This window comes from Buchananella sp. 103232, assembly GCF_058725725.1.
Window position 1 is genome coordinate 30,321 of sequence record NZ_JBZXJM010000002.1, and the last position, 20,811, is coordinate 51,131.

The following is a 20,811-nucleotide window of genomic DNA, read 5'->3' on the forward strand; positions in this document are numbered from 1 at the left end:
TAGTTCTTGAAGGAAGGATTCTTAAGTGAACAACGCCCTGCGGCGACTCACTCTGGCGGCCGGTTTCTCCCTGCTGGCTGCGGCGGCGCTGAGCCCGGCGGCCCACGCGGCCGAGGCCACCGTGACCGTTGACAACGTCACCTACACCTATGACCCCGCCGCCCCCGCTGCCGGCGCCAAGGTGACCGGTTACACCCGAGGCGTCTCCAAGGAACTGGAGATCCCGGCCAGCATCACGGCGGAAGGCGCCCAGTACGCCGTCACCTCCGTCGGGCAGGGGGCGTTCGAGTTTGCCTCCCTCAGCTCGCTGACCCTGCCGGCCAGCGTGACCACGGTTGGGGACAACGCCTTCAAGTACGCCGGTTTGAAGACCGTCTCGCTCCCCGCCGGACTGACCAGTGTTGGCGCGCGCGCCTTCGCCAACAACAAGCTGACCGCGCTGGAGCTGCCCGCCGGCCTCACCACGCTGAAGACTGAGGCTTTTGCCTCCAACAGCCTGACCAGCCTGACCGTGCCTGCCACCGTCACCGAGCTGGGCCAGGGCGCCTTCCAGTACAACGACCTCGCCGAGGTCTCGCTGCCGCAGACGCTCGCGCAGATCCCGGCCAGGGCCTTCAAGAACAACAAGCTCACCGCCCTGGCTCTCCCGGCCGGCCTGACCGAGCTGGGCGAGAGCGCCTTTGAGTCCAACAAGATTGGGGCGCTCGCCATTCCGCAGGGCGTAACCGCCCTGGCGGCCAACGTCTTTAGCGGCAACTCGCTCACCAGCGTCACGCTGCCCGCCGGCCTGGAGTCGATCGGCGAGAAGAGCTTCTACAGCAACCAGCTCACCGCCGTCGACCTGCCGGCCTCGCTGCGCACGGTCGGTAAGTCCGCCTTCTCCTCCAACTCCCTGCAGACAGTGACCATCAACGGCCCCGGCCTGCAGATCTACGTTTCCACCGGCTTCCTGAAGTCCAACTCCTCCTTCGACAACCCGGCCGACGGCGTAGTGCTCAAGTTCCCCGCCAAGTACGGTGCGGACGTGTTCGAGGGCGGCTACACCACCCCCAAGTGGAACGGCTACACCACCGAGGCATTCGGACAGGCTCCCCCGGCCACCTCGCCGCAGCCCAACCCCAGCGCCAGCGCCTCGGCGTCCGCCTCGGCCGGCGCCTCCGCCTCCGTGAGTGCCAGCGCAGGTGCCGCACCGTCGGTCTCGGCAAGCGCGTCGGCCAGCGCGGCAACGTCGTCCACCCCGAGCGCATCGGCCACGCCGGCGCAGACCGAGACGACCATCGACAACGTCATCTACGCCATCGACCCGCAGGCCCCCACGGCGGGTGCCAAGGTGGTCGGGCACGTGCGCGCCGGCATGCCCAAGTCCATTGCGATCCTGGACAAGGTCAACATCGGCGGCACCGAGTACCCGGTCAAGACCATCGGTGAGAGCGCCCTGCACCGCTCCGGCATCACGGCGGTCACCATCCCCGCCTCGGTCACCGAGATCCAGGAACGCGCCTTCTACATGACCTCACTGGCCGACGTGACGATCCCAGACTCCGTCACCGTCATCGGCAAGCAGGCCTTCGCCTACGCGGACACCAAGACCCTCACGCTCTCCCGGCACGTCGCGGAGATCGGCGAGTCCGCCTTCGCCAACAACAAGCTGACCGCGCTCACCCTGCCCGCCTCCCTGCGGACGCTCGGCGCCCAGGCCTTCGCCTCCAACAAGCTCACTTCCCTGGAGGTTCCCGCCACCCTGGAGACCATGGGCGTGGGCGCGTTCCAGCGCAACCAGCTCACCTCCCTGACGTTCGCCGACTCGATCAAGCACATTCCGGCCGACGCTTTCGCCAACAACCGCCTCACCGAGGTGGAGCTGCCCGCCGGCCTGCTCACCCTGGGCGCCGGCGCGTTCATCAGCAACCAGCTCACCAACGTGACCGTGCCCGCCGGGGTGACCGCCCTGCCGGAAAAGGTGTTCTTCAGCAACGCCATCACCTCGGTGCAGTTGCCCGCCCAGTTGGTTTCCATCGGCGAGAGCGCGCTGGCGAACAACCGCCTCGCGGACGTGGACATTCCCGCCACCGTCACCTCCGTTGCCAAGCGCGCGTTCGCCGGCAACTCCCGCCTGAAGACCATCACGGTCAACGGCCCGGCCATGGAGATCGAGGACGCCAGCGGCTACAAGCGCTTCAACGGCGCCTTCGGCGACCCGAACGACGGCATGGTCATCAAGTTCCCGGTCCAGTTCGGCGCAGACCAGGTGGCGGGCGGCTACACCACCCCCACCTGGAAGGGCTACAAGACCGAAGCCATCGGAGCCACCCCCTCCGCTTCGGCCAGCGCGTCCGCAAGCGCGTCCTCGTCCGTCAGCGCTTCGGCCTCGGCAAGCGCGTCTGCGTCCGTCAGCGCGTCGGCCTCGGCGAGCGCGTCGGTTAGCGCGTCTGCGTCCGTCAGCGCGTCTGCCTCGGCAAGCGCGTCGGCCAGCGCGGCAACGTCGTCCACCCCGTCGGTTTCCACCTCCGCCAGCGCCTCGGCAAGCGCGTCGGTTAGCGCGTCTGCCTCCGCGAGCGCATCGGTTAGCGCGTCGGCCTCCCCGAAGGCCACGGAGGCGACCCTGGAGAACATCACCTACTCCTTTGACCCGGCCGACCCCGCTGCGGGCGCCAAGATCACCGGCCACGTGCGCTACGCGCTGCCGAAGAACCTGGTGATCCCGGCCCAGATCGAGGTCGAGGGCGTGAGGTACGCGGTCAAGGTGATCGGTGCCAGCGCCTTCCAGTCCGGCCGCCTGGAGGCCGTGACCATCCCGGACACCGTGGTGACGATTGAGGACGCCGCCTTCTACAGCAACTCGATCGACAACATCGTGATCCCGGACTCGGTGACCTCCATCGGCAAGAACTCGTTCATCAACAACTTCGCCTCCACGCTGAAGCTGTCCGCCAACCTGACCACCATCCCGGTGGCCGCGTTCGTGAACAACAAGCTGACCCAGGTGGAGCTGCCTGCCTCCCTGAAGACGGTGGGGCCGGCCGCGTTCGCCTCCAACCTGCTCACCAGCGTCTCCCTGCCGGAGGGCGTGACCTGGGTGGGGCCCGGCGCGTTCCAGGCCAACAAGATCGCCCGGCTGGAGCTGCCGAGCACGCTGAGCTCGATCGCCTCCAACGCCTTCAAGACCAACGAGCTGACCCAGGTCACCCTGCCGGCGGCCCTGAAGTCCATGGGCGACGGCGCCTTCTCCGGGAACAAGCTCACGAGCGTGGTGGTCCCGGCCGGCGTTACCGAGCTCAAGCCCTACGTGTTCTCCTCCAACGCGCTGAAGACCGTAGAGCTGCCCGCCGGCCTGACCACGATCGGCGAGTACGCCTTCGACGGTAACCAGCTCACCGAGGTGGCCCTGCCTGCTGCCGTGGCGAGTGTTGGTAAGCGCGCGTTCAGCGACAACAACCTGAGCACCGTCACCGTGGCCGGCCCGGCCTTCACGATCCACGAGCCCAAGGGCTTCCTGAAGAGCTTCGGCTCCTTCGGGGACCCGAGCGACGGCGTGGTCATCAAGTTCCCGCCGCAGTTCGGCGCGGGCGCGGTCGAGGGCGGTTACACCACCCCGACGTGGAAGGGCTACAAGACCGAGGCCATCGGTGCCGCTCCTTCCGCCTCGGCCTCCGCGAGCGCGTCGGCCAGCGCCTCGGCAAGCGCGTCGGCCAGCGCTAGTGTGTCGGCCAGCGCGTCTGCCTCGGTGTCCGCGAGCGCGTCCGTGAGCGCTGCGCCCTCTGCTTCGAGCTCCGCTTCGGCCAGCGCCAGCGCCTCGGCAAGCGCCTCCGCCACGCCGGTCCCGTCGGTGTCCGCTGCCCCGTCGGTGTCCGCTGCACCGTCCGCTTCGGCCACCGCTTCGGCCTCCGCAGGGACGACGCTCAGCCCGGCCCCGTCCGCCACGCCGGCGCCCTCTGCCAAGGCGACCGTGGTGGAGGTCGCGGGCAGCGACCGCTACCAGACCTCCTACCAGGCGGCCGCAGCCGGCGACTTCACCTCCGGCGCGGCGGTGCTGGTCTCGGGCGAGTCCTTCGCCGACGCGCTGGCGGCCGGCCCGTTGGCGGCGGCGCTGGACGCCCCGCTGCTGCTCGCCCCGCGCGGTGGTCTCACCGCCGCGCTGTCCAAGGCCCTGGACGGCAAGCAGAACGTCTACGTGGTGGGCGGCACGGGCGTTATCTCTGAGCAACTGGTCCGTCAGCTCCGCTCCGGCGGGAAGCAGGTCACCCGGGTCTCTGGCCCGGACCGCTTCCAGACGGCCGTCTCGGTCGCTCAGGCCGCCGCCGCCATCGCTCCGGCCAAGCGCGTGATCGTCGCGGACGGCAGCAACTTCGCTGACGGCCTCGCGGCCGGATCGCTGACCAAGGCCGCAAACGCCGTGGTGGTGCTCTCTAACGGCCCCAAGCTGCCGCATAGCACGGCCACCTACCTGCGCGACTCCAAGCTGGAGGTCCACACGGCCGGTGGCGCCGCCACCGCCGCAGTCCGCACCGCCGGCTGGGGCGCGCAGGACGTCACGGCCCACGTGGGTGCCGACCGCTACGCCACCGCCACTGCGCTGGCTCAGGCGCTCGCCCCCAACGCCGCTGCGGTGGTGCTGACCACCGGCGTAAGCTTCCCCGACGCCCTGGCGGGCGCGGCCCTGGCGGCCAAGCACGGCGGTGTCCTGGTGCTCACCAGCCCCGACTCGCTGCCGGCTAGCACCAACGCCTGGCTGAAGGAGGCTAAGCCGGCCAAGGTGTTCATCCTGGGTGGCCCCTCCTCCGTGGCCAGCCCGGTGCGCGCGGCGGTGGCTGCCCTGCTGAGGTAGCCCAGCTGGCCCAAAAAGCTGTGGGGCGGCGAACCATCCGGTTCGCCGCCCCACACCGTTGCCCCGCGAAAACAGCGGGCGAAAGCGGATCAGTCGTCCTCGAAGTCGTCCTCGGTCAACGTGGAGGGGTCCCACACCAGCCCGGGACGCCCGTAACCGGCCTCCTCGATCTCGGCCTTCGCCTGGGACAGGTAGGGCTCCTCCAGGCGTTCGGTGAAGAGCACGCCCTGCAGGTGGTCGAACTCGTGCTGCCAGATGCGCGCCAGCCAGCCGCGCGCGTCCAGGCGCACCGGCGCACCGGTCACGTCCTGCCCCTCCAGCACCACGTCGTTGTAGCGACGCACCGGGTAGTAGATTCCCGGGATGGACAGGCAGCCCTCGGCGTCCAGGTCCTCGTCCAGCTCGCCCTGACGCAGATCAGAGAGCACCAGGCGCGGGTTGATGATGACCCCCACGCGCTTTTCCGCGTCCTCGGGCAGCTCCAGGTCCGGGAAGAACTCCTCGTCGTAGTCGGCCACCCCCTCGTAGCGCCACACGAATACCTGCTTGCCCACGCCCACCTGCGGGGCCGCCAGGCCCACGCCGTGGGCGGCGTCCATGGTCTCCACCATGTCCGCCACGAACTTCTCCAGGTCCGCGTCGAACTCCGTCACCTGGTCGGCCACGGTGTGCAGCACCGGCTCACCCAACACCGTGATCGGCAAAATAGCCATTTGTTTCCTTTCCCCGCGCCCCGCACTCGCTAGGGGGCGCCTCAAACGATTCCGTTGGTAAGTCCGGGCGGCGCTTACTCAGACACGCCCACTGCGGCGTCGTCGGCCACCACCTCGACGTCAAAAACCTTGGTCGCACCATCCGGGCCCTTCAAGGTCACCCGCGTGGTGCCCTCCTTCAGGCCCACCACGCCCGGGGCGTACACCGTGCCGCCTTCCTCCTTGCCGGCACGGAACTCCGCGATCTGCGGGTCCTCCACCTCACCGCTCCACGCGGTCACGTCCTCCACGTCCAAAACCAGCGGCAGGTTCAGGGAGACGGTGACCTTCTTGTTCTCCACTTCGTCGGGCGAGCCGATCGCGGGCGGCACCGCCGGCACCACGCTCGCAGCCGCGCTGGTCGAAGCGGCAGCGGTGGCATCCGCGTCGCCGGACTTCGAGCTGCAGCCGCCCAGCAGCAGGCCGGCGCTGACACCAACGGCCAGCAAAGTCACGGGAACAAGGCGCTTGGTTCGCATTGCAGGTCCTTTCCGTCAAAGCCAGCGTCGACACTAGCGCGAAAAGCTGCGCCCCACCTGAATGCGCCGCTAGCTTCCCGCGCCGGCCAGGAGGGCCGGGATGACGTGCTCGCGCAGCAACGGCGCCAGGTCCGCAGGAAGCGGGTTGGCACCCAGGTCCTGCCAGCGCAGCTCGGCGATCTCCGCCGCCGGGCTCGGGGTCTGCCTACTGGGGTGGGTGAAGATGGTGGATGCCACGCGCCGACCTGGCTCGTTGGCGGCCGCCGCGTCGAAACGGCCCAACAGTTCCAGCCCCGCCGGGTCCAACAACAAGCCCAGTTCCTCTCGCACCTCACGCAGGGCGGCCGCAGCGCCGTCCTCCCCGGGCTCCCACTTGCCACCCGGCAGCATGAAACGCCCGGTCCCCCGTTTGCGCACGGTCAAGAGTTGCCCGGCGGCGTTACGCAACACCACCCCGCTGACCACGATCGGTTCGTTCTCCACGGTCCCAAGGCTAGCGCCCGCCTCGCTGCGGCCCCGTCGGCTCCCCCTCCGCCTGCGGCCCGTGCCCTTCCTGACCAGGGCTTCTCCCCACCCTCGCCCTCCTCAACCGACGCGGCGCTACCCTTTGCCCCATGCAGATCGTTCCCGTCCAGACTTCCGATTCCGCCCGCTTGGGCCAGTACGTCTCCCTGCTGAGCGACGCGCTGCTGGAGAGCGGGGAAGAACCCACGCCGCTGGATCCGGCGATCCTGGTTCCTCGGTTGCAAAAGCCCGTCGAGCAATATCCGGCGGCCTACTGGCTGGCTTTCGTGGACGGGGAGGACCGAGCGGTCGGTTACGGCGCGGCCTTCTGGACCACGGGCAGCGCGAACGCGGACCTAGCGTCGGTGCGGGTTTGGGTTTCCCCGTCCCACCGCAATCGGGGCTACGGCCAGGCGCTCATGGAGCGCGCCCTTCAGCACCTGCCCGGTTACGTCACGCGGCTGGATGGCTACGTCTGCGCGGCCACAGATGGCACGCAGCTGGAGACAAGCGACCTGCCCGGCGTGCGCTTTGCCCGCGAGTGCGGCTTTCGCGTCAGCCAGGTGTCCCACGTGCGCCGCCACCCCTGGCCCATCGACGCCGCCCTGCTGGAGAGCCTGGACCCCTCCACGGCCGATCCGGATGGACGACGCCGCCTCGGCGCCTATTCGATTCACACCTACGTGAACGGCGTTCCCCTGCAGTACCAGGATGGTTTGGTCCGCCTTGAGAACCAGGTCGAGTGCGAGGCCCCGCACGGCGACGTGGATTTGGAGCCGGAGGAGATTACGGCGGAAATGTACCGCCAGGCAGTGGAGAACACCCTGAGCACCAAGGGCACCCGGGTGGAGAGTGTGGCCGTCCTGCCCCACTCCGACGGCCGGGAGGAGGTGGTCGCATTCTGCTCATACGGCGCCCCGTTCAATCCTGACTCCTTCATTCATGTCAACCAAACATTCGTGGACCGCGCCCACCGGGGCAACGGCCTGGGCTGGGCCGTCAAGTGCGCGGTGGAGCGCAGCCTGTTGGAGCTGAACCTTCCCCACAAGGCCGTGGAGTCGCTAAACGCCAGCACGAACGAGGCGATGCTGGCGATCAACAACGCGTTCGGTTTCGAGAGTGTGCTTCGAATCGGAGATCTCTACTCGGAGCGCGCAACGGTCTCGGAGCGGCTGGCGGAACGTCGGGCAAAGTGGCAGCGGCAGGAAGGCTAAGCAAGCGGTCCCGGGCGATGCCCCGAAGGCGGCAGGTGCCCGCCTCGCTTGCCGTAAGGCACCACGATAGGGTTTGCCCCATGCAGATCGTTCCCGTCCAGACTTCCGATTCCGCCCGCTTGGGCCAGTACGTCTCCCTGCTGAGCACCGCGCTGCTGGAGAGCGGCGAGGAGACCGCCGCGCTCAACGTGGAGGACATGGTGGCCCGCATCCAGCGGCCCGTCTCCGGCTGGGAGGAGCGCTTCTGGCTGGCCTTCCCCGCCGGCGCCAACCCGGCCGAGCCCGGCGTCGAGCCGATCGGTTTCGCCATCGCCTCCTGGTCCATCGGCGCCGCCAACGCGGACGCGGCGAACCTCAACTTGTGGGTGAGCGCCGCGCACCGAGGCCGGGGAATCGGCACGGCGCTGCTGGAGCACGTCGTCAGCGAGCTGCCCGCCCACCTGACCCGATTCTTCTCGTACGTCGCGGCTGACATGAGTGGCGGCCCGATCGCGTCCAGCGACCTGCCCAGCCCGCGCTTTGCCCGCGACAGCGGATTTCGGGTCACCGAGCTGTGCCATCTGCGCCGCCACCCCTGGCCCATCGACGCCGCCCTGCTGGAGAGCCTGGACCCCTCCACCGTCGATGTGGATGGACGACGCCGCCTCGGCGCCTATTCGATTGAGACATACGTGGACGGCGTACCGGCCGACCTGCAGGACAGCTTCGCGCGCCTGCTTGGTCTGGTGGAGGCGGAAGCGCCGCACGGCGACGTGGATTTGGAGCCGGAGGAGATCACGGCGGAGATTTACCGCCAGGGACTGGAGCGCACCCGCACTGCCAAGGCCACCCGGGTGGAGAGCGTGGCCGTCCTTACCCACCCCGACGGCAGCCGCGAGGCCGTGGGCATGTCCTCCTACACCGCACCGGCGCAGGCCGACGCACTGATCGAGGTCAACGCCACCATCGTGGATCGCGCTCACCGGGGCCACCGCCTGGGCTGGGCCGTCAAGTGCGCGGTGGAGCGCCGCCTGCTGGAGCTGAACCTGCCCCACAAGCAGGTCAACTCCTGCAACGCGGACTCCAACCAGGCGATGCTGGCGATCAACCACGCCCTCGGTTTCCGCGAGGTGCTGCAGATCGCGGACCTCTTCGGGGAGCGCGCAACGGTCTCGGAGCGGCTGGCGGAACGTCGGGCACGTCACCAGGCGGCCAACCAGGAGAGCCAGTGACGCTGATCCACCACGTCGAATACTGGCTGGCCGACCCCGCCAGCGAGCTACCGGCCTGGCGTTGGCTGCTCTCCCAGGTGGGGCTGGCGTGCCTGTCCCGGTGGGAGGGCGGCGAGACGTGGGGCGAGGCCGGCGGTGCCTACCTGACGCTCACCGCCAGCCCCAACACCACTTCCTCCGCCCACGACCGCAGGCGGCCCGGCGTCAACCACATCGCCTTTGCGGTCGGCGACGCGCGGCGCGTGGACCGGATCATGGCTGAGGCTCCCGGTGCCGGTTGGCGGCCGCTCTACCAAGAGCGCTACCCGCACGCGGGCGGGCCGCAGCACTACGCCGGCTGGCTGGAGAACCAGGCGGGCTACAAGGTGGAGCTGGTGTCCGTCGAGGGCGCGGGCGAGCCCGCGCGGGACCGGACGACATGAGCGGCAGTCTCATCGCCCTGCTAATCCTAGCCCTGCTCACCGTCCTGGACTGGCTACACGACCCGCGCAAACTGCGCGTCGGCCTCCTACTGTTCGTGACCCTGCTATACGGGGCGGCGCTAACGCTGCGGCTGTTCATTTCGTCGGCGCAGGCAGCCATGGGCGTGTACTTAGCCGAGCTGTCCACCTGGCTAGCGTTATTGATCATTTTGGCCACAGTGCTTGGCGTGGCGGCGCTGGGTGTAGCGCTCGTACTCAACGGGGTAACGCTGCTGAAGGCGGAAGGCTTCGCTCCCGCGCACACGCTCTCCCTGCTGCTCGGGATGGGAATCCTGGGCTACCTGGGGGCGGGGATCTACACCGTTTTCACCGGCCGGCAATTGGCGTTTGCCTTCCTTCTGCTAATCGCCCTCCCCCTCGGCTGGTTTGGCTACGGGCTCGTCGCCTACGTGGGATACTCCGCCGTCTACGGCGCCTACACGCGTCGCTTTGGCGGCCCGGTTGACGCCGTGGTGGTCCTTGGGGCGGGCGTGCCAGACGGGGAGGTGCGGCCGCTGCTCGCCTCCCGCATCCGGCGCGGAATCGAATGGATGGACCGTGACCACGACCGGGGAGGCCGCGCCGTTCTAGTGATGTCCGGCGGCCAGGGAAGCGACGAACCCATCCCGGAGGGACAGGCCATGGCACAGTGGGCTGTCACGCGGGGCGTCGACCCCGGCTGGATCCTCATCGAAGCGGCCTCCACCACGACGGAAGAAAACCTGCGATACTCCGCGCTGGAGCTGCGCCGGCGCACGCTCACCGGCCCCGTGGCGATAGTGACCTCCAGCTACCACGCCTTCCGGGCCGCCACCCTCATGCGGTCCCTAGCCATACCCGGCTACGCGATCGGCGCCAGGACCGCGCGCTACTACGTGCCATCCGCCATGCTGCGCGAGTACGTGGCCATCCTGCGCGACCACAAGGCCATAAACATCATCGCCCTGCTGTTCCTCTCCATGCCGGTGCTGATAATGACGGCCGTCCACCTGACGCGCTAGCACCGGACGGGCCGGTGGCGGCGGTTGGCGGGCCACTGGCGGGCGGTTGGCGGTAGAGGGTTGGGGTGAGCCAGTGGCGGCGGTGTTTTAGGCGCCCAGTCCCGCCCAGATGCCGGCAGCGACGATAGCGATGATCGTGGCAGTCGCCAGCAGGCTGAGGACCACAGGCTTCCACCCCAGCTTGATGAGGGAGCGGATGTGAACGCCCATTCCCAGGGCAAACATCGCGGCGGCCAGAAGGAAGAGCTGAGCCTGCTTGGCGTACTGCAGCGCGGTGGGCGGTAGCCAACCGGTGGTGGCCAGCGCTATGGCGGCCACGAATCCGACGACGAACAGTGGGACCAGCGGCGGCCGCTTACCACCCGGCGTGGCTGCCTGGCTGCGCCTTTGTTCCAGCGAGGTCACGGCGATCATCGGGGCCAGGAGCACCACGCGGGCCAGCTTGATGGGTACCGCGATGGCGAGCATGCCCTCTCCCCCGGCTATCCCCGCTGCGGCCACTACCTGCGCCACCTCGTGGGTAGAGCCGCCGATGAAGGTGCCGCCGCTGCCGACACCGAGGTCAAGGGCGGTGACCACCGCCACCGACAGCGGGATCATGGTGGTGCCGAACAGGACCACCATCGCCACCGCGGTAGCTACCTTTTCCTGGCTGGCCCGCACCACGCCCTGCATTCCCGCTACCGCAGCTGCCCCGCAGATGGAAAAGCCCGCCGCGATCAGGTGCGTCAGCTCGCGGTCCACGCCCAGCCACCTGCCCAGCAGGGTGGTCGCGGCGAAGGTGCCGCCCACAGCGAGCGCCACGATGACCAGGACCCCGGCTCCCAGCTTGAGCAGTCCCGGTAGGGAGAGCTGGAGGCCAAGCAGCACCACGCCGGCGCGCAGCATGGTCCTTGCCGCCACAGCCAGCCCCGGCTGCAGCGCGACCGGCACGGGCAGTAGGTTTCGCAGCGCCACGCCCGCCACGATCGCTACCAGCAGGGGACTGACCGCACCCAGGTGCGGGGCGGCCCACATGCACGCCAGGGCCACCGCGCTGGCCAGGGCTATCCCCGGCAGGGCCCGGGGCTGTAGCAAGGAAACGGGCTGGGGCTGCGTAGCGGGTTCAGGCACGGCGGCAATTATCCCTCCCCAAACAACCGTGTCGGTGGGGCGCCCCGTTAACGGGGCGCCCCACCGACACAGTTTTGCGCTACCGGACTTGTCTACGCGGGGCCCTGGTCTCGCGCGGCTCGTGCCGGAGCAAACGGGGGGCTTTTGCCTACTTGTGCAGCTTCTCTCGGATCACGATGTCAACCATGCGGAGGTTCATGACCGCGAACTTGAACAGCTGCGTGATGCGGCAGCGGCGCATGCGCAGGTTGCCCTTGGTGGGCAGCGGGGCCCGAGCGATTCGCTGCTGCATCTCCGGGTCGAGCTCGTCGACACTCACGCGGTGTGCCATTTTGGTTTCCTTTCCTGTGTCTGACGCTCTTACTCGGGGATGATGGTCCAGCCGATGCGGCCCTTGGCCTTGTGCAGGAACATGTAGTGCAGCAGCACCTTGATCCAGTGGCCAAACAGGCCGATCTCACCACGAGTGTGGTACGGGTGGCGGCCGGTGAGCGGGTACTTCCGCTCGTCGGGCACCACGGGGAACATGATCATCGCGGCGGCGGAGCCCTTGCCCATGGAGGCACCGGTGGAGGCGACGCAGGAGGCGCCCATGTGGGCCATGGAGGCCTGACGTGCCGGGCGGCCACGGCCCTTGATGCGGTCGATGATGGTGTCAGCCACCGCACGGCCGATCGTGCCGGAGGGCTGGCCGGTGCGCGGCGGGGCCGGCGCGATCAGGGTGCCGTTGACACTCTTGCGCGGCTTGGAAATCGCGTGCGGCGGGGCGAAGGCGATACCCACGGCGAACATGTTCTCGTAGGTCGGGTTCTGGTAGGTGTGCGGCCAGTCGTCCGCGCTCCACTCCTCGTAGGAGGTCTTGGAGTAGTCCGCATCCACCTTCATGAAGCCGGAGGGCGCGAACACCACGTCGGTGATGTCGTTGCCGTCCTTGTCGTATGCCTTCATGGGCTGACCACTGAACGGGGGCAGCAGCATCGCGAAGTCGAAGTCGAGGTCGTGCTCCTCGCCGTCCAGCGTCTCGTAGGTGAGCTGCCCCTTTTCCACCTTCTTCACGGCGGCACCGGAGATGGCCTTGACGCCACGCTCACGGAACAGGGACTCCGTCCACAGCTGCGAGGTGGTCATGAAGCCGTTCTGCTTGAACCGCATGCCGCCCACACCGAAGTCACCCAGCTCGGTCTCGTTGGTCAGGTAGACCACCTCGCACAGGTCACGCACCCCGGCCTCGCGCAGCTCGAACTCCACGTTAAAGGTGTACTCAAACGCGGCGCCCTGGCAGGTGCAGGTGCCGTTACCCATGCCGATCACCAGGCGCTGGGGCGTGCCTCCCCTGGCGGCCTCGACGATCTTGGCGAACTCCTTCGCGGTCTCCTCCGCGTGTGCGGCGGTGCAGACGGACAGGGAGTTGCCCTGGTCCGGGCCCAGGCCCGGCGTGGCCTCGAACTTCAGCTTCGGACCGGTGGCGTTGATCAGGTAGTCGTAGGACAGGCGCTCCACCTCACCGGCACGCTCCTTGGAGGTGTACTCGAACTCCACCTGCGGAGACGGGTTCTCCTTGGTTCCCTCAGGGTGCAGGGCGACAGCCTTGGCCTGAACGTAGGTGATCCCACGCTTCGCATACAGGGGCGCCAGCGGGAAAAGCACCTTCTCCTTAGGCATTCGACCGGTGCCCACCCAGATGTTGGACGGGATCCAGTTCCACTGCGAGTTCGGGGTGATGACAACTACCTCGTGCTTGCGAGACAGCTTGCGGCGTAAATGCATCGCGGCCGTGTGCCCTGAAACGCCAGCTCCAAGAACCACAACACGTGCCATTAGAGGCTCCTCAGATAACTTGATTGCATCAGCATCCTTGCTGATCAGGATTACCTTAACCCTACCACCCATGAAATGGGTCACTTGAAGGGGCGGGACTTTTGAACTAGCCCCGGGGAGCCGTCAAGACCGAGCAGATCCCCTCCGCCTGGGACCATAGCCCCACCTTCCGATAGGGCGCCCCTATTCACCCCAGGAGCGGCAGCAAATCACGCAGGCTCGCCACAACAAGGGCGCCGGGGGCGTCGTCGGGCAAAGTAACCGTCAATCCAGGCCGCACCAAGAGGGCGGCCACCATGCCGGCGGATCGGGCCGCCACCACGTCGATTGGGCGGTCCCCCACACAAAGGACGTCGGCGGGGGCGATCCCATGCCGCTCCACCAGCAGGAGGTTCATGGCGGGATCGGGTTTGCGCGCAAAACCGTCGGGCGCGCACACCATGTCATCCACGGACAGACCGAGCGCCGAGAGCAGGTGGGTGGCGCTGACACGGTCGCGGTGGGTCGCCACGAGGTTCAGGCCGCCCAACTCGGCAACGCGCGCCATTACCTCCCGGGCGCCATCCATCACGGGGGCGGGGTCGTCGCGCCAGCGCTCCTTCAGTCGCTCGTAGGCCTCCAGGAGGCACGCCGGAGCAGTCCCAGTCTCCGCCGCCAGCGCCTCAATCGCATGCGCGATCGATCGGCGCGTGAGCCCGGCGACGTGCCGCAGGCGCTCAGCCTCACAATTGCCGTAGGCGGCCTCGCAGAGAACCCGGTCCACGTCCGGGTAGGTGTTGATCAGGGTGCCACCCATATCCCAGATGATGTGATGCATGACACCATTGTGGCCGCTGGGGCTCCCGCATGCGACGAAATGGGCCACCACACACTCAGGCAAGTACCAAAGCAATGGGAAAGGCGGCCACAGAGTGCGAGCGCGCGCAAACGACTGGGGGCTTAGTGCACCTCTCGTAGGGTTGGCCCACCGATCGTGGGCTTAGTGAACCTCTTGCGGGCCTACCTGGACTGACCCCTGTTTGTTAGACAGTGAGTTTGTAGTGTTGTTGCCGGTAGTTTACCGGACTTGTGTGTAGTTTGCTTACGATTCGTTCTTCGTTCCACCATGTGATGTATTGGCTGATTAGTTCCTCCAGGCTTTCATAGTCGTCGTGGGGGTTTGAGTTGAGGTTTAGTTCGGTTTTCAGGCGGGCGAAGAATGCTTCGGCGGGGGAATTGTCCAAGCAGTTGCCTTTACGAGACATTGACTGGCAAGCGCCTAGGGATTCAATCAGCTCGCGGTAGTCGTATGAGAAGTATTGCCCGCCTTGGTCGGTGTGGATCACTGTCCCGGTCAAGTCTGCTTTGTAGGCATACTGTTTGATCATGTTGGTAACTAGTTGTGTGGTGGCGCTTTTGCCTAGCTGCCAGGCCACGATCTCGTTGTTGTACAGGTCTAGCAAGGGCGAGAAGTAGTACCAGGAGCCCGCCCAGGAAATCTGGGTGATATCAGTAACCAGGCATTTACCGGGCTTGTCGGCATGGAACCGACGTTGGAGACGATTAGGGATTTTGGCTTGAGTGCCAGCAAACGAACGGTAGTGCTTACGACGCGGACAGGCCCCCTTCAGTCCGGCCATCCTCATCAGTCTGGCGACCTTCTTGTGGTTGAACACCTGGGGTGGGTAGTTGCCAAAGCCCTGAGCGATCAACGCGGTGATGCGCCGACACCCATAGCGGCCTTGGGCGTAGTCAAAGGCTGCCTTGACTACCTCTAGGTCCGGGTTGGGCTGGTTCGAGCGTTTCCGGGCCCAGTAGTAGGTCGAGCGAGCAAGCCCCACGATCGCGCACAGTCTTGATACCGGGTGTATGGCTTTGAGGGTAGTGACCAAGAGGATCAAGAGCTCTTGCCACGTATCAACCTCATCCCTCAAAGCACAAGATTTTTCCAGCAGCTCCACGTGTAGCGCGTCCAAAGCCTGGCGTTTTTCTTCGTTGGGGGCTTGAGCCTTGGCTGTTTCGATGTGGTGGCGCATTTCTTGCAGCCATTTACCCCAATGCTCGAATCGATATCCTGCTTTCTGGGCGCGGTTAATGCGCTCGTATGCGGCTTTAGCGCTTGTTTCAGGGTCGACCATTTTTCTGTCCTCTAGCCAGCGTCCGAAAATGATCGGGTAAGAACCGGCCGGTAGTCCGTACTCGCGAGTGAGTTTGCCCGCGTTTTCACCAGCAAGCCATCTCATCCCGATCTCGGTCTTTAATTCTACCGGCCAGAAACGCGGCACGCGTTCTTGACGGGCTAGGTCAAAACCATCACGATCAGCTTCCCGACAAATCCGGCGTGCTGTCTCATACGACACGCCCGCACGCGCAGCACACTGACTAACCCGCAAGCCCTGCTCATACAAATCCAGCACCATCAACCGACGCTGAAAACGCTCCTCTATCGACACAATCCCTCCCAAGACCAGGACTGTCCAACAACAAGGGTTCGGTCCATACCCGAGCGGGTAACCCCTCAATCGGTGCACCAACCCCGCAATAGCTGCAACAAAGGCTCAAAAGGTCGGCAAACCCCTCAGCCGTTTGCGCAAGCGAACCAACTGCGGCTGGTCTCGCAGATGCTGGACCCCGCCATTCGCGGCGAAGTCAACGGCCTGGTGTGGGAGCCCGGCCCGCGCACGTGGGCCCGGCAGGGAACCTAGCGCGGCCCCAAGCCCCCATGACGCCGGTGGCCGCAGCGCGTCGAGGCTCCCGCCCCGCCCGCTGCGGCCACCGATTCTTCACCGCCTTGCTCAGTGAGCGGCGCGGTAGAGCTCCTCTAGGGTGTTGCCCACCTCTTCGTCGATGTTGCGCCAGTAGGCGAAGACGCGAGAGAGCACCGGCTCCTGCACTCCCTCCAGGGAGCCCAGCACGGTCTGGATCAAGCGGGCGCGCTGCTCGTCGTTGTAGACCTTGCGCACCAGGGTGTGGGCCTGACCAAAGTCGTCGTCCTCGGAGTGCAGCGCGTAGGCGGCGCGCACCATGGCGCCGTCGGACTCCCAGCCGTTCTCCACCACCATCTCCTCGGCCTGGTAGGCGCGGCCGTAGGAGTTGGGGGCGTACACCGGGGCGGCACCGGAGTGGTGGTACTGCATGTGCCCCTCCTTGTCGTAGGAGTTCACGGGGCACACCGGGGCGTTGACCGGCAGCTGGTTGTAGTTGGTGCCGATGCGGTGACGCTGGGCGTCGGGGTAGGAGAAGATGCGGGCCAGCAGCATCTTGTCCGGGGAGACACCGGTGCCGGGCACGGTGTTGGACGGGGAGAACGCCGCCTGCTCGATCTGCGCGAAGTGGTTGACCGGGTTCTCGTTCAGGGTCAGCTTGCCCACCTCGATGCGCGGGTAGTCGGCCAGCGGCCACACCTTGGTCAGGTCGAAGGGGTTGAAGCGGTAGGTCTTGGCGTCCTCGTAGGGCATGACCTGCACGTAGAGGGTCCAGGACGGGAAGTTGCCTTCCTTGATGGAGTTGAACAGGTCGCGGCGGTGGAAGTCGGCGTCCTTACCAGCCAGCTCGACGGCCTCCTGCGCGGTCATGTTCTCCACGCCCTGGTCGGTGAGGAAGTGGTACTTGACCCAGAAACGCTCCCCTGCGGCGTTGACCCACATGTAGGTGTGGGAGGAGTAGCCGTTCATGTGGCGCCAGGTGCGCGGCAGGCCGCGGTCTCCCATGAGGTAGGCGACCTGGTGGGCGCTCTCCGGGGAGTGGGTCCAGAAGTCCCACTGCATGTTGGCGTCGCGCAGGCCGGAGTCGGGCAGGCGCTTCTGGGAGTGGATGAAGTCGGGGAACTTCATGGGGTCGCGCAGGAAGAAGATCGGGGTGTTGTTGCCGACGATGTCGAAGTTGCCCTGCTCGGAGTAGAAGCGCACGGCGAAGCCGCGCACGTCGCGCCAGGTGTCCGGGGAACCCAGCTCGCCGGCCACGGTGGAGAAGCGGTGGAGCACGCGGGTGGTCTTGCCGGGCTGGAACAGGTCGGCCTTGGTGTAGGCGGACACGTCACCGGTGACGACGAACTCGCCGAAGGCGCCCGATCCCTTGGCGTGCGGGGAGCGCTCGGGCACGCGCTCGCGGTCGAAGCGGGCGAGCTTCTGCACCAGGTTGACGTCGTGCAGCAGCAGGGGGCCGTTGGGACCGACGCTCATGGAGTACGAGTCGGACTGGCGCGGCTCGCCGCTCTCGGTGGTGGACGGGACGGTGGGGTCAAAGTTAGACACTGGGGTGTTCCTTGCAGGCTCGTGTGGGCAGCACAAAGCAACCCACTGGGGGACGGTGCGGCTGGGGCCGCTGCGATTGGGGGTGGGGCGCCGGCGGTGGGCGCCGTGAAGTTAACTGGGGGTCAGTTCTCCTGCTTGGCCAGGGATTCCTGGCATTGCGGACAGATTCCCCGGTAGACGATGTCCGCCATGTTGATGGCAAATCCCTTGTCGTCCGCCGGGTAGGCGCATGGCGGAGCGCCGACCACGCAGACCGCGTCTTCGTACCGGCCGCAGGAGGTGCACCACAGGTGGTGGTGATTGTCCTCGCGTTCCAGTTCGTAGCGCGCCCCGCCGCCTTCCACCGCGTTTCGGCGCACTAGCCCGGCCAGGGTGAGGGCGGAGAGGACGTCGTAGACGGCTTGCTTGGAGACCGCTCCTAGCTGGTCCCTTGCGTGCCCTACCACTACGTCTGCGGTGGCGTGGGGGTGGCGTTCCAGGATTTCCAGTACCGCCAACCTGGGAGCCGTGACCCGTAGGCCGGCCTCCTTGAGGGCTGCGCGATACTTTTCTGACGTCATGCCACCATGCTAGACCCTAATCTTGACCGAGTCAATATTAGAAGTGGATCAAGTCAGCGTGGGGGCCGCCACCGCCCGCAGGGGCGAGAGGAGCGCTGGCTCGACTCCGCCCCCGACTCCGCGAAGGCATCTCCACCCGCAGGGGCCAGAGACAAGCCATCCGCAAACCGGCTTAACCCGACACGAACCCCAGCTCAACCGCAGGATAAGCACTATCCTGACATCCACCCCCCGTTTCCACACCCCTAGCACTAACCCCACCCACTTATCCACGCTCGAGGCTTGGAGACAACATGGGCAACACGATTCAGCTCCAGTGGGACAACCCCCACACCAGCGGGCTCAGGCGACACGACCGCCGCTCCGGCCCCTACCTCGCCTACGTCCCCTCCCCGTTGGCAAAGGCGGCGCTAACCCTGCCCACCGAGCTCTCGCTTGCCGCTGCCGAGGTAGAGCGGCGCATCCACCGCCTACGGCAGAGCCCCCTACTCAACTCGAACAGCCGCTTTCTGCTGCGCAGCGAGGCCATCGCGTCCTCCCGGCTCGAGGGGATCACGCCCGCCCCGCAACAGCTGGCCCTCGCCGAGTTGGCGCAGAGCGAGCTCGTCCAGAAGGTCAACGAGTCGGCGCGCCTAGCCGCCAACAACGTCAAGGTGGTTAGGGCCGCAGTGGAGGAGATCGCCGCTGCTCCGCTCATCACGCTGGAGCACCTGCTCTCGCTTCAGCGCAACCTGCTGCCCGACTCCCCGGAGTTACACGGCGTGCGCCAGAAGCAGAACTGGGTCGGCGGATCCGCCTATCACCCCCTCGACGCCGACTTCGTGCCCCCGCCCCCGGAATACGTGGGGCCCCTGTTAGAGGACTTGCTGCGCTACGCCAACGGCGCCGACCACTCTCCCGTGGTCCAGGCCGCCCTGGTCCACGCACAGTTCGAGACGATTCACCCGTTCGCCGACGGCAACGGCCGGGTGGGGCGCGCCCTGATTCACGCGGTGCTCGCCCGGCGCGGCCTGGTGGCGGGAATGGTTTTGCCCGTCAGCCCGGTGCTGGCCACGCTGAGCCGGCGCTACGTCGCCGCCCTAACGGCGTTTCGCGCCATCCCGCCCGGTGACGCGCCCGCCCCCGCACACGACGACGCCGCCCACTCCGGTCGGCTCCAGTGGATCGCCTTCTTCCTGGAGGCCTGCACCGCCGCCTGCGAGCAGGCGGAGATGATCGAGGCGGAGTTGGCCGACGTCGCCGCCGACTGGAAAGAAAAGCTGGCCGCCCTGCCAGGCAGCGGTGGCCGCGAGCGCGCGCTGCGAAAGGACAGCGCCGCGCTGCGCATCCTGGACGGCCTAGCGGCCACGCCCGCCCTGACTGCTAGTTCCGTCTCGAGCGCCTACGGGCTGTCCTTGAACGCCGCGCGGGGTGGGCTGGAGACGCTGGAGGCGGCTGGGATCCTCACCACTGTCTCGATCGGGCCGGGCAGGCGGGCCTACCTCTCCCCGGCCGTCCTGGACACGCTCGCGTGGGCCGAGCGCCGCCTGGCCAGCACACAGTTCGACACCCGCACCTCCCCGCCCGTCGGCGGGGCTCCCGCGCCGCCGCACGCCCAGGGGTAGCGAGCGGTTAGAGGTAGCGGGCGCGCAGGGGGTAACGCGCACCTAGAGGTAGCGGGCGCGCAGCTCCTCCTGGCTGAGAGCGGACAGGTCGGCCAGGGTGACGTCGAAGACGGTGCGGGCACCGACCTCGCCGCGCGCAGCCATGCGCGCGGCGGCCCGGCCCATCGCGACCACCACCGAGCCCGTGAAGCCCGGGTTCGAGCCCAGCTCCAGCTCGAAGCCCACGTTCGCCGCCACCCCCGGGGCAGTCTCGCCCCGGCGCAGCACCGTGCCACCGTGCGGGATACCACCGTGCTCGGCGGCCAGCTCCTCCGCGGAGACGAACGTGACCGTGGTGTCGTAGTCCGCAAAATAGTTGGGCATCTGCACGATCTCTTGCTCGATGCGCTCTAAGTCCGCGCCCGGCGCTGCGACCACATAGCAGTCACGCCGGTGGGTGCTGCGGGGCGTGAGGGCAACGTCGTCCCCATGCTTGAACGCTGCCACGGTTTGCTCCACCGGCAAGGTGTACTGCTTGGCGTCCACCACGCCCTCGATGCGACGGATCGCATCCGAGTGCCCCTGTGAAACGCCCGGCCCCCAGAAGGTGGTGGAGGCGCCGTCCGGCAGCACCGCCTCGCCCAGCACGCGCAGCATGGAGAACAAGCCGGGGTCCCAGCCGGTGGAGATCAGGGCGAGGTTACCGGCCGCGCGGGCGGCAACGTCGACGGCCTCAAAGTACTGCGGGATCTTGGCGTGGGTGTCAAAGGAGTCCACGGTGGTGAAGAAGGCTGCCGCAGCCGGCCCCTGCTCCTCCAGGTCAGTGGCCGAGCCGCCGCAATTGAGACACACGTCCACCTTGCCCACCCAGTCGCCCATCTGGTCCACGTGCACCACGGGCGCCCCAAGAGTCTGCACGCTCGCTGGGTCTCGCCGAGAGAAGACCACCACCAGTTCCATGTCGTCGTTCTTGGCGATGGCGGCCTCCGCACCGCGGCCGAGGTTGCCGTATCCGTTAATTGCGACCCTGATCATGAGACCTCCTGGGGGACGACGTT

Annotated in this window: 17 protein-coding genes; 6 read left to right on the top strand and 11 right to left on the bottom strand. The window is 67.2% G+C overall.

The features are described from left to right. The first annotated feature begins 25 nt into the window (after window positions 1–25). Window positions 26–4,825 carry a leucine-rich repeat protein gene (locus tag AC4PWQ_RS00360; protein WP_492089444.1) on the top strand — a complete coding sequence of 1,600 codons (4,800 nt, stop codon included), beginning with the start codon at window positions 26–28 and terminating at the stop codon, window positions 4,823–4,825. An 89-nt stretch (window positions 4,826–4,914) separates the two neighbouring features. On the opposite strand, the gene def is transcribed toward AC4PWQ_RS00360, so the two are convergent. The 3 genes from def to AC4PWQ_RS00375 form a co-directional block, all read right to left on the bottom strand. After that, on the bottom strand, window positions 4,915–5,538 hold the full coding sequence (gene def / locus AC4PWQ_RS00365; protein ID WP_371151640.1) for a peptide deformylase: 624 nt from the start codon (window positions 5,536–5,538) through the stop codon (window positions 4,915–4,917). A gap of 74 nt (window positions 5,539–5,612) precedes the next feature. Then, window positions 5,613–6,056 carry a hypothetical protein gene (locus AC4PWQ_RS00370; protein WP_371151639.1) on the bottom strand — a complete coding sequence of 148 codons (444 nt, stop codon included), beginning with the start codon at window positions 6,054–6,056 and terminating at the stop codon, window positions 5,613–5,615. A 69-nt stretch (window positions 6,057–6,125) separates the two neighbouring features. Next, window positions 6,126–6,539 (bottom strand): NUDIX hydrolase, encoded by a 414-nt coding sequence (locus AC4PWQ_RS00375; protein ID WP_492089445.1) that lies wholly within the window; start codon window positions 6,537–6,539, stop codon window positions 6,126–6,128. Window positions 6,540–6,670: 131 nt separating this feature from the next. Here AC4PWQ_RS00375 and AC4PWQ_RS00380 point away from each other — a divergent pair, with 131 nt between their 5' ends. The 4 genes from AC4PWQ_RS00380 (at window position 6,671) to AC4PWQ_RS00395 (ending at window position 10,447) form a co-directional block, all read left to right on the top strand. Beyond that, the gene (locus tag AC4PWQ_RS00380) at window positions 6,671–7,774 is read left to right on the top strand and encodes a GNAT family N-acetyltransferase (protein ID WP_371177147.1); all 1,104 of its coding nucleotides are present in this window, start codon (window positions 6,671–6,673) and stop codon (window positions 7,772–7,774) included. A gap of 80 nt (window positions 7,775–7,854) precedes the next feature. Beyond that, window positions 7,855–8,985: a GNAT family N-acetyltransferase gene (locus AC4PWQ_RS00385; RefSeq protein ID WP_492089446.1), complete on the top strand. Its 1,131-nt coding sequence runs from the start codon at window positions 7,855–7,857 to the stop codon at window positions 8,983–8,985. Continuing rightward, a complete protein-coding gene (locus tag AC4PWQ_RS00390) occupies window positions 8,982–9,407 on the top strand; it encodes a VOC family protein (protein WP_492089447.1) in 426 nt (141 codons plus the stop codon). Before AC4PWQ_RS00385 ends, AC4PWQ_RS00390 begins: the two co-directional genes overlap by 4 nt. Beyond that, on the top strand, window positions 9,404–10,447 hold the full coding sequence (locus AC4PWQ_RS00395; protein WP_371164263.1) for a YdcF family protein: 1,044 nt from the start codon (window positions 9,404–9,406) through the stop codon (window positions 10,445–10,447). The genes AC4PWQ_RS00390 and AC4PWQ_RS00395 overlap by 4 nt, the downstream gene beginning before the upstream one ends. Before the next feature lie 87 nt (window positions 10,448–10,534). On the opposite strand, the gene AC4PWQ_RS00400 is transcribed toward AC4PWQ_RS00395, so the two are convergent. From AC4PWQ_RS00400 to AC4PWQ_RS00430, 7 genes are all read right to left on the bottom strand, one after another. After that, window positions 10,535–11,560 carry a YeiH family protein gene (locus tag AC4PWQ_RS00400; protein ID WP_492089448.1) on the bottom strand — a complete coding sequence of 342 codons (1,026 nt, stop codon included), beginning with the start codon at window positions 11,558–11,560 and terminating at the stop codon, window positions 10,535–10,537. 148 nt (window positions 11,561–11,708) lie between these two features. Further along, window positions 11,709–11,891 (bottom strand): hypothetical protein, encoded by a 183-nt coding sequence (locus tag AC4PWQ_RS00405; RefSeq protein ID WP_371151633.1) that lies wholly within the window; start codon window positions 11,889–11,891, stop codon window positions 11,709–11,711. 29 nt (window positions 11,892–11,920) lie between these two features. Further along, window positions 11,921–13,378 carry an NAD(P)/FAD-dependent oxidoreductase gene (locus AC4PWQ_RS00410; protein WP_371164261.1) on the bottom strand — a complete coding sequence of 486 codons (1,458 nt, stop codon included), beginning with the start codon at window positions 13,376–13,378 and terminating at the stop codon, window positions 11,921–11,923. Between the two features lie 187 nt (window positions 13,379–13,565). Next, on the bottom strand, window positions 13,566–14,195 hold the full coding sequence (locus tag AC4PWQ_RS00415) for an HAD family hydrolase (RefSeq protein WP_492089449.1): 630 nt from the start codon (window positions 14,193–14,195) through the stop codon (window positions 13,566–13,568). Between the two features lie 205 nt (window positions 14,196–14,400). Then, complete coding sequence (locus AC4PWQ_RS00420; protein WP_492089450.1) at window positions 14,401–15,810, bottom strand: IS3 family transposase; 1,410 nt, start codon at window positions 15,808–15,810, stop codon at window positions 14,401–14,403. A gap of 342 nt (window positions 15,811–16,152) precedes the next feature. Next, window positions 16,153–17,610, bottom strand: coding sequence for a catalase (locus AC4PWQ_RS00425; RefSeq protein WP_371151630.1), 1,458 nt, complete (start codon window positions 17,608–17,610; stop codon window positions 16,153–16,155). A gap of 122 nt (window positions 17,611–17,732) precedes the next feature. Continuing rightward, a complete protein-coding gene (locus tag AC4PWQ_RS00430; protein ID WP_371174460.1) occupies window positions 17,733–18,170 on the bottom strand; it encodes a Fur family transcriptional regulator in 438 nt (145 codons plus the stop codon). A 293-nt stretch (window positions 18,171–18,463) separates the two neighbouring features. On the opposite strand from AC4PWQ_RS00430, the gene AC4PWQ_RS00435 reads away from it, so the two are divergent. Next, on the top strand, window positions 18,464–19,774 hold the full coding sequence (locus AC4PWQ_RS00435; protein WP_492089451.1) for a Fic family protein: 1,311 nt from the start codon (window positions 18,464–18,466) through the stop codon (window positions 19,772–19,774). Window positions 19,775–19,816: 42 nt separating this feature from the next. Here AC4PWQ_RS00435 and AC4PWQ_RS00440 read toward each other — a convergent pair whose 3' ends face one another. Further along, window positions 19,817–20,788 (bottom strand): diaminopimelate dehydrogenase, encoded by a 972-nt coding sequence (locus AC4PWQ_RS00440; protein WP_492089452.1) that lies wholly within the window; start codon window positions 20,786–20,788, stop codon window positions 19,817–19,819. Window positions 20,789–20,811: the final 23 nt, after the last annotated feature.

Coding starts and splice junctions, on each gene's coding strand:
- def (WP_371151640.1), bottom strand. CDS start 5,538: ATGGCTATTTTGCCGATCACGGTGTTGGGTGAGCCGGTGCTGCACACC.
- AC4PWQ_RS00370 (WP_371151639.1), bottom strand. CDS start 6,056: ATGCGAACCAAGCGCCTTGTTCCCGTGACTTTGCTGGCCGTTGGTGTC.
- AC4PWQ_RS00380 (WP_371177147.1), top strand. CDS start 6,671: ATGCAGATCGTTCCCGTCCAGACTTCCGATTCCGCCCGCTTGGGCCAG.
- AC4PWQ_RS00385 (WP_492089446.1), top strand. CDS start 7,855: ATGCAGATCGTTCCCGTCCAGACTTCCGATTCCGCCCGCTTGGGCCAG.
- AC4PWQ_RS00395 (WP_371164263.1), top strand. CDS start 9,404: ATGAGCGGCAGTCTCATCGCCCTGCTAATCCTAGCCCTGCTCACCGTC.
- AC4PWQ_RS00405 (WP_371151633.1), bottom strand. CDS start 11,891: ATGGCACACCGCGTGAGTGTCGACGAGCTCGACCCGGAGATGCAGCAG.
- AC4PWQ_RS00410 (WP_371164261.1), bottom strand. CDS start 13,378: ATGGCACGTGTTGTGGTTCTTGGAGCTGGCGTTTCAGGGCACACGGCC.
- AC4PWQ_RS00415 (WP_492089449.1), bottom strand. CDS start 14,195: ATGCATCACATCATCTGGGATATGGGTGGCACCCTGATCAACACCTAC.
- AC4PWQ_RS00430 (WP_371174460.1), bottom strand. CDS start 18,170: ATGACGTCAGAAAAGTATCGCGCAGCCCTCAAGGAGGCCGGCCTACGG.
- AC4PWQ_RS00435 (WP_492089451.1), top strand. CDS start 18,464: ATGGGCAACACGATTCAGCTCCAGTGGGACAACCCCCACACCAGCGGG.
- AC4PWQ_RS00440 (WP_492089452.1), bottom strand. CDS start 20,788: ATGATCAGGGTCGCAATTAACGGATACGGCAACCTCGGCCGCGGTGCG.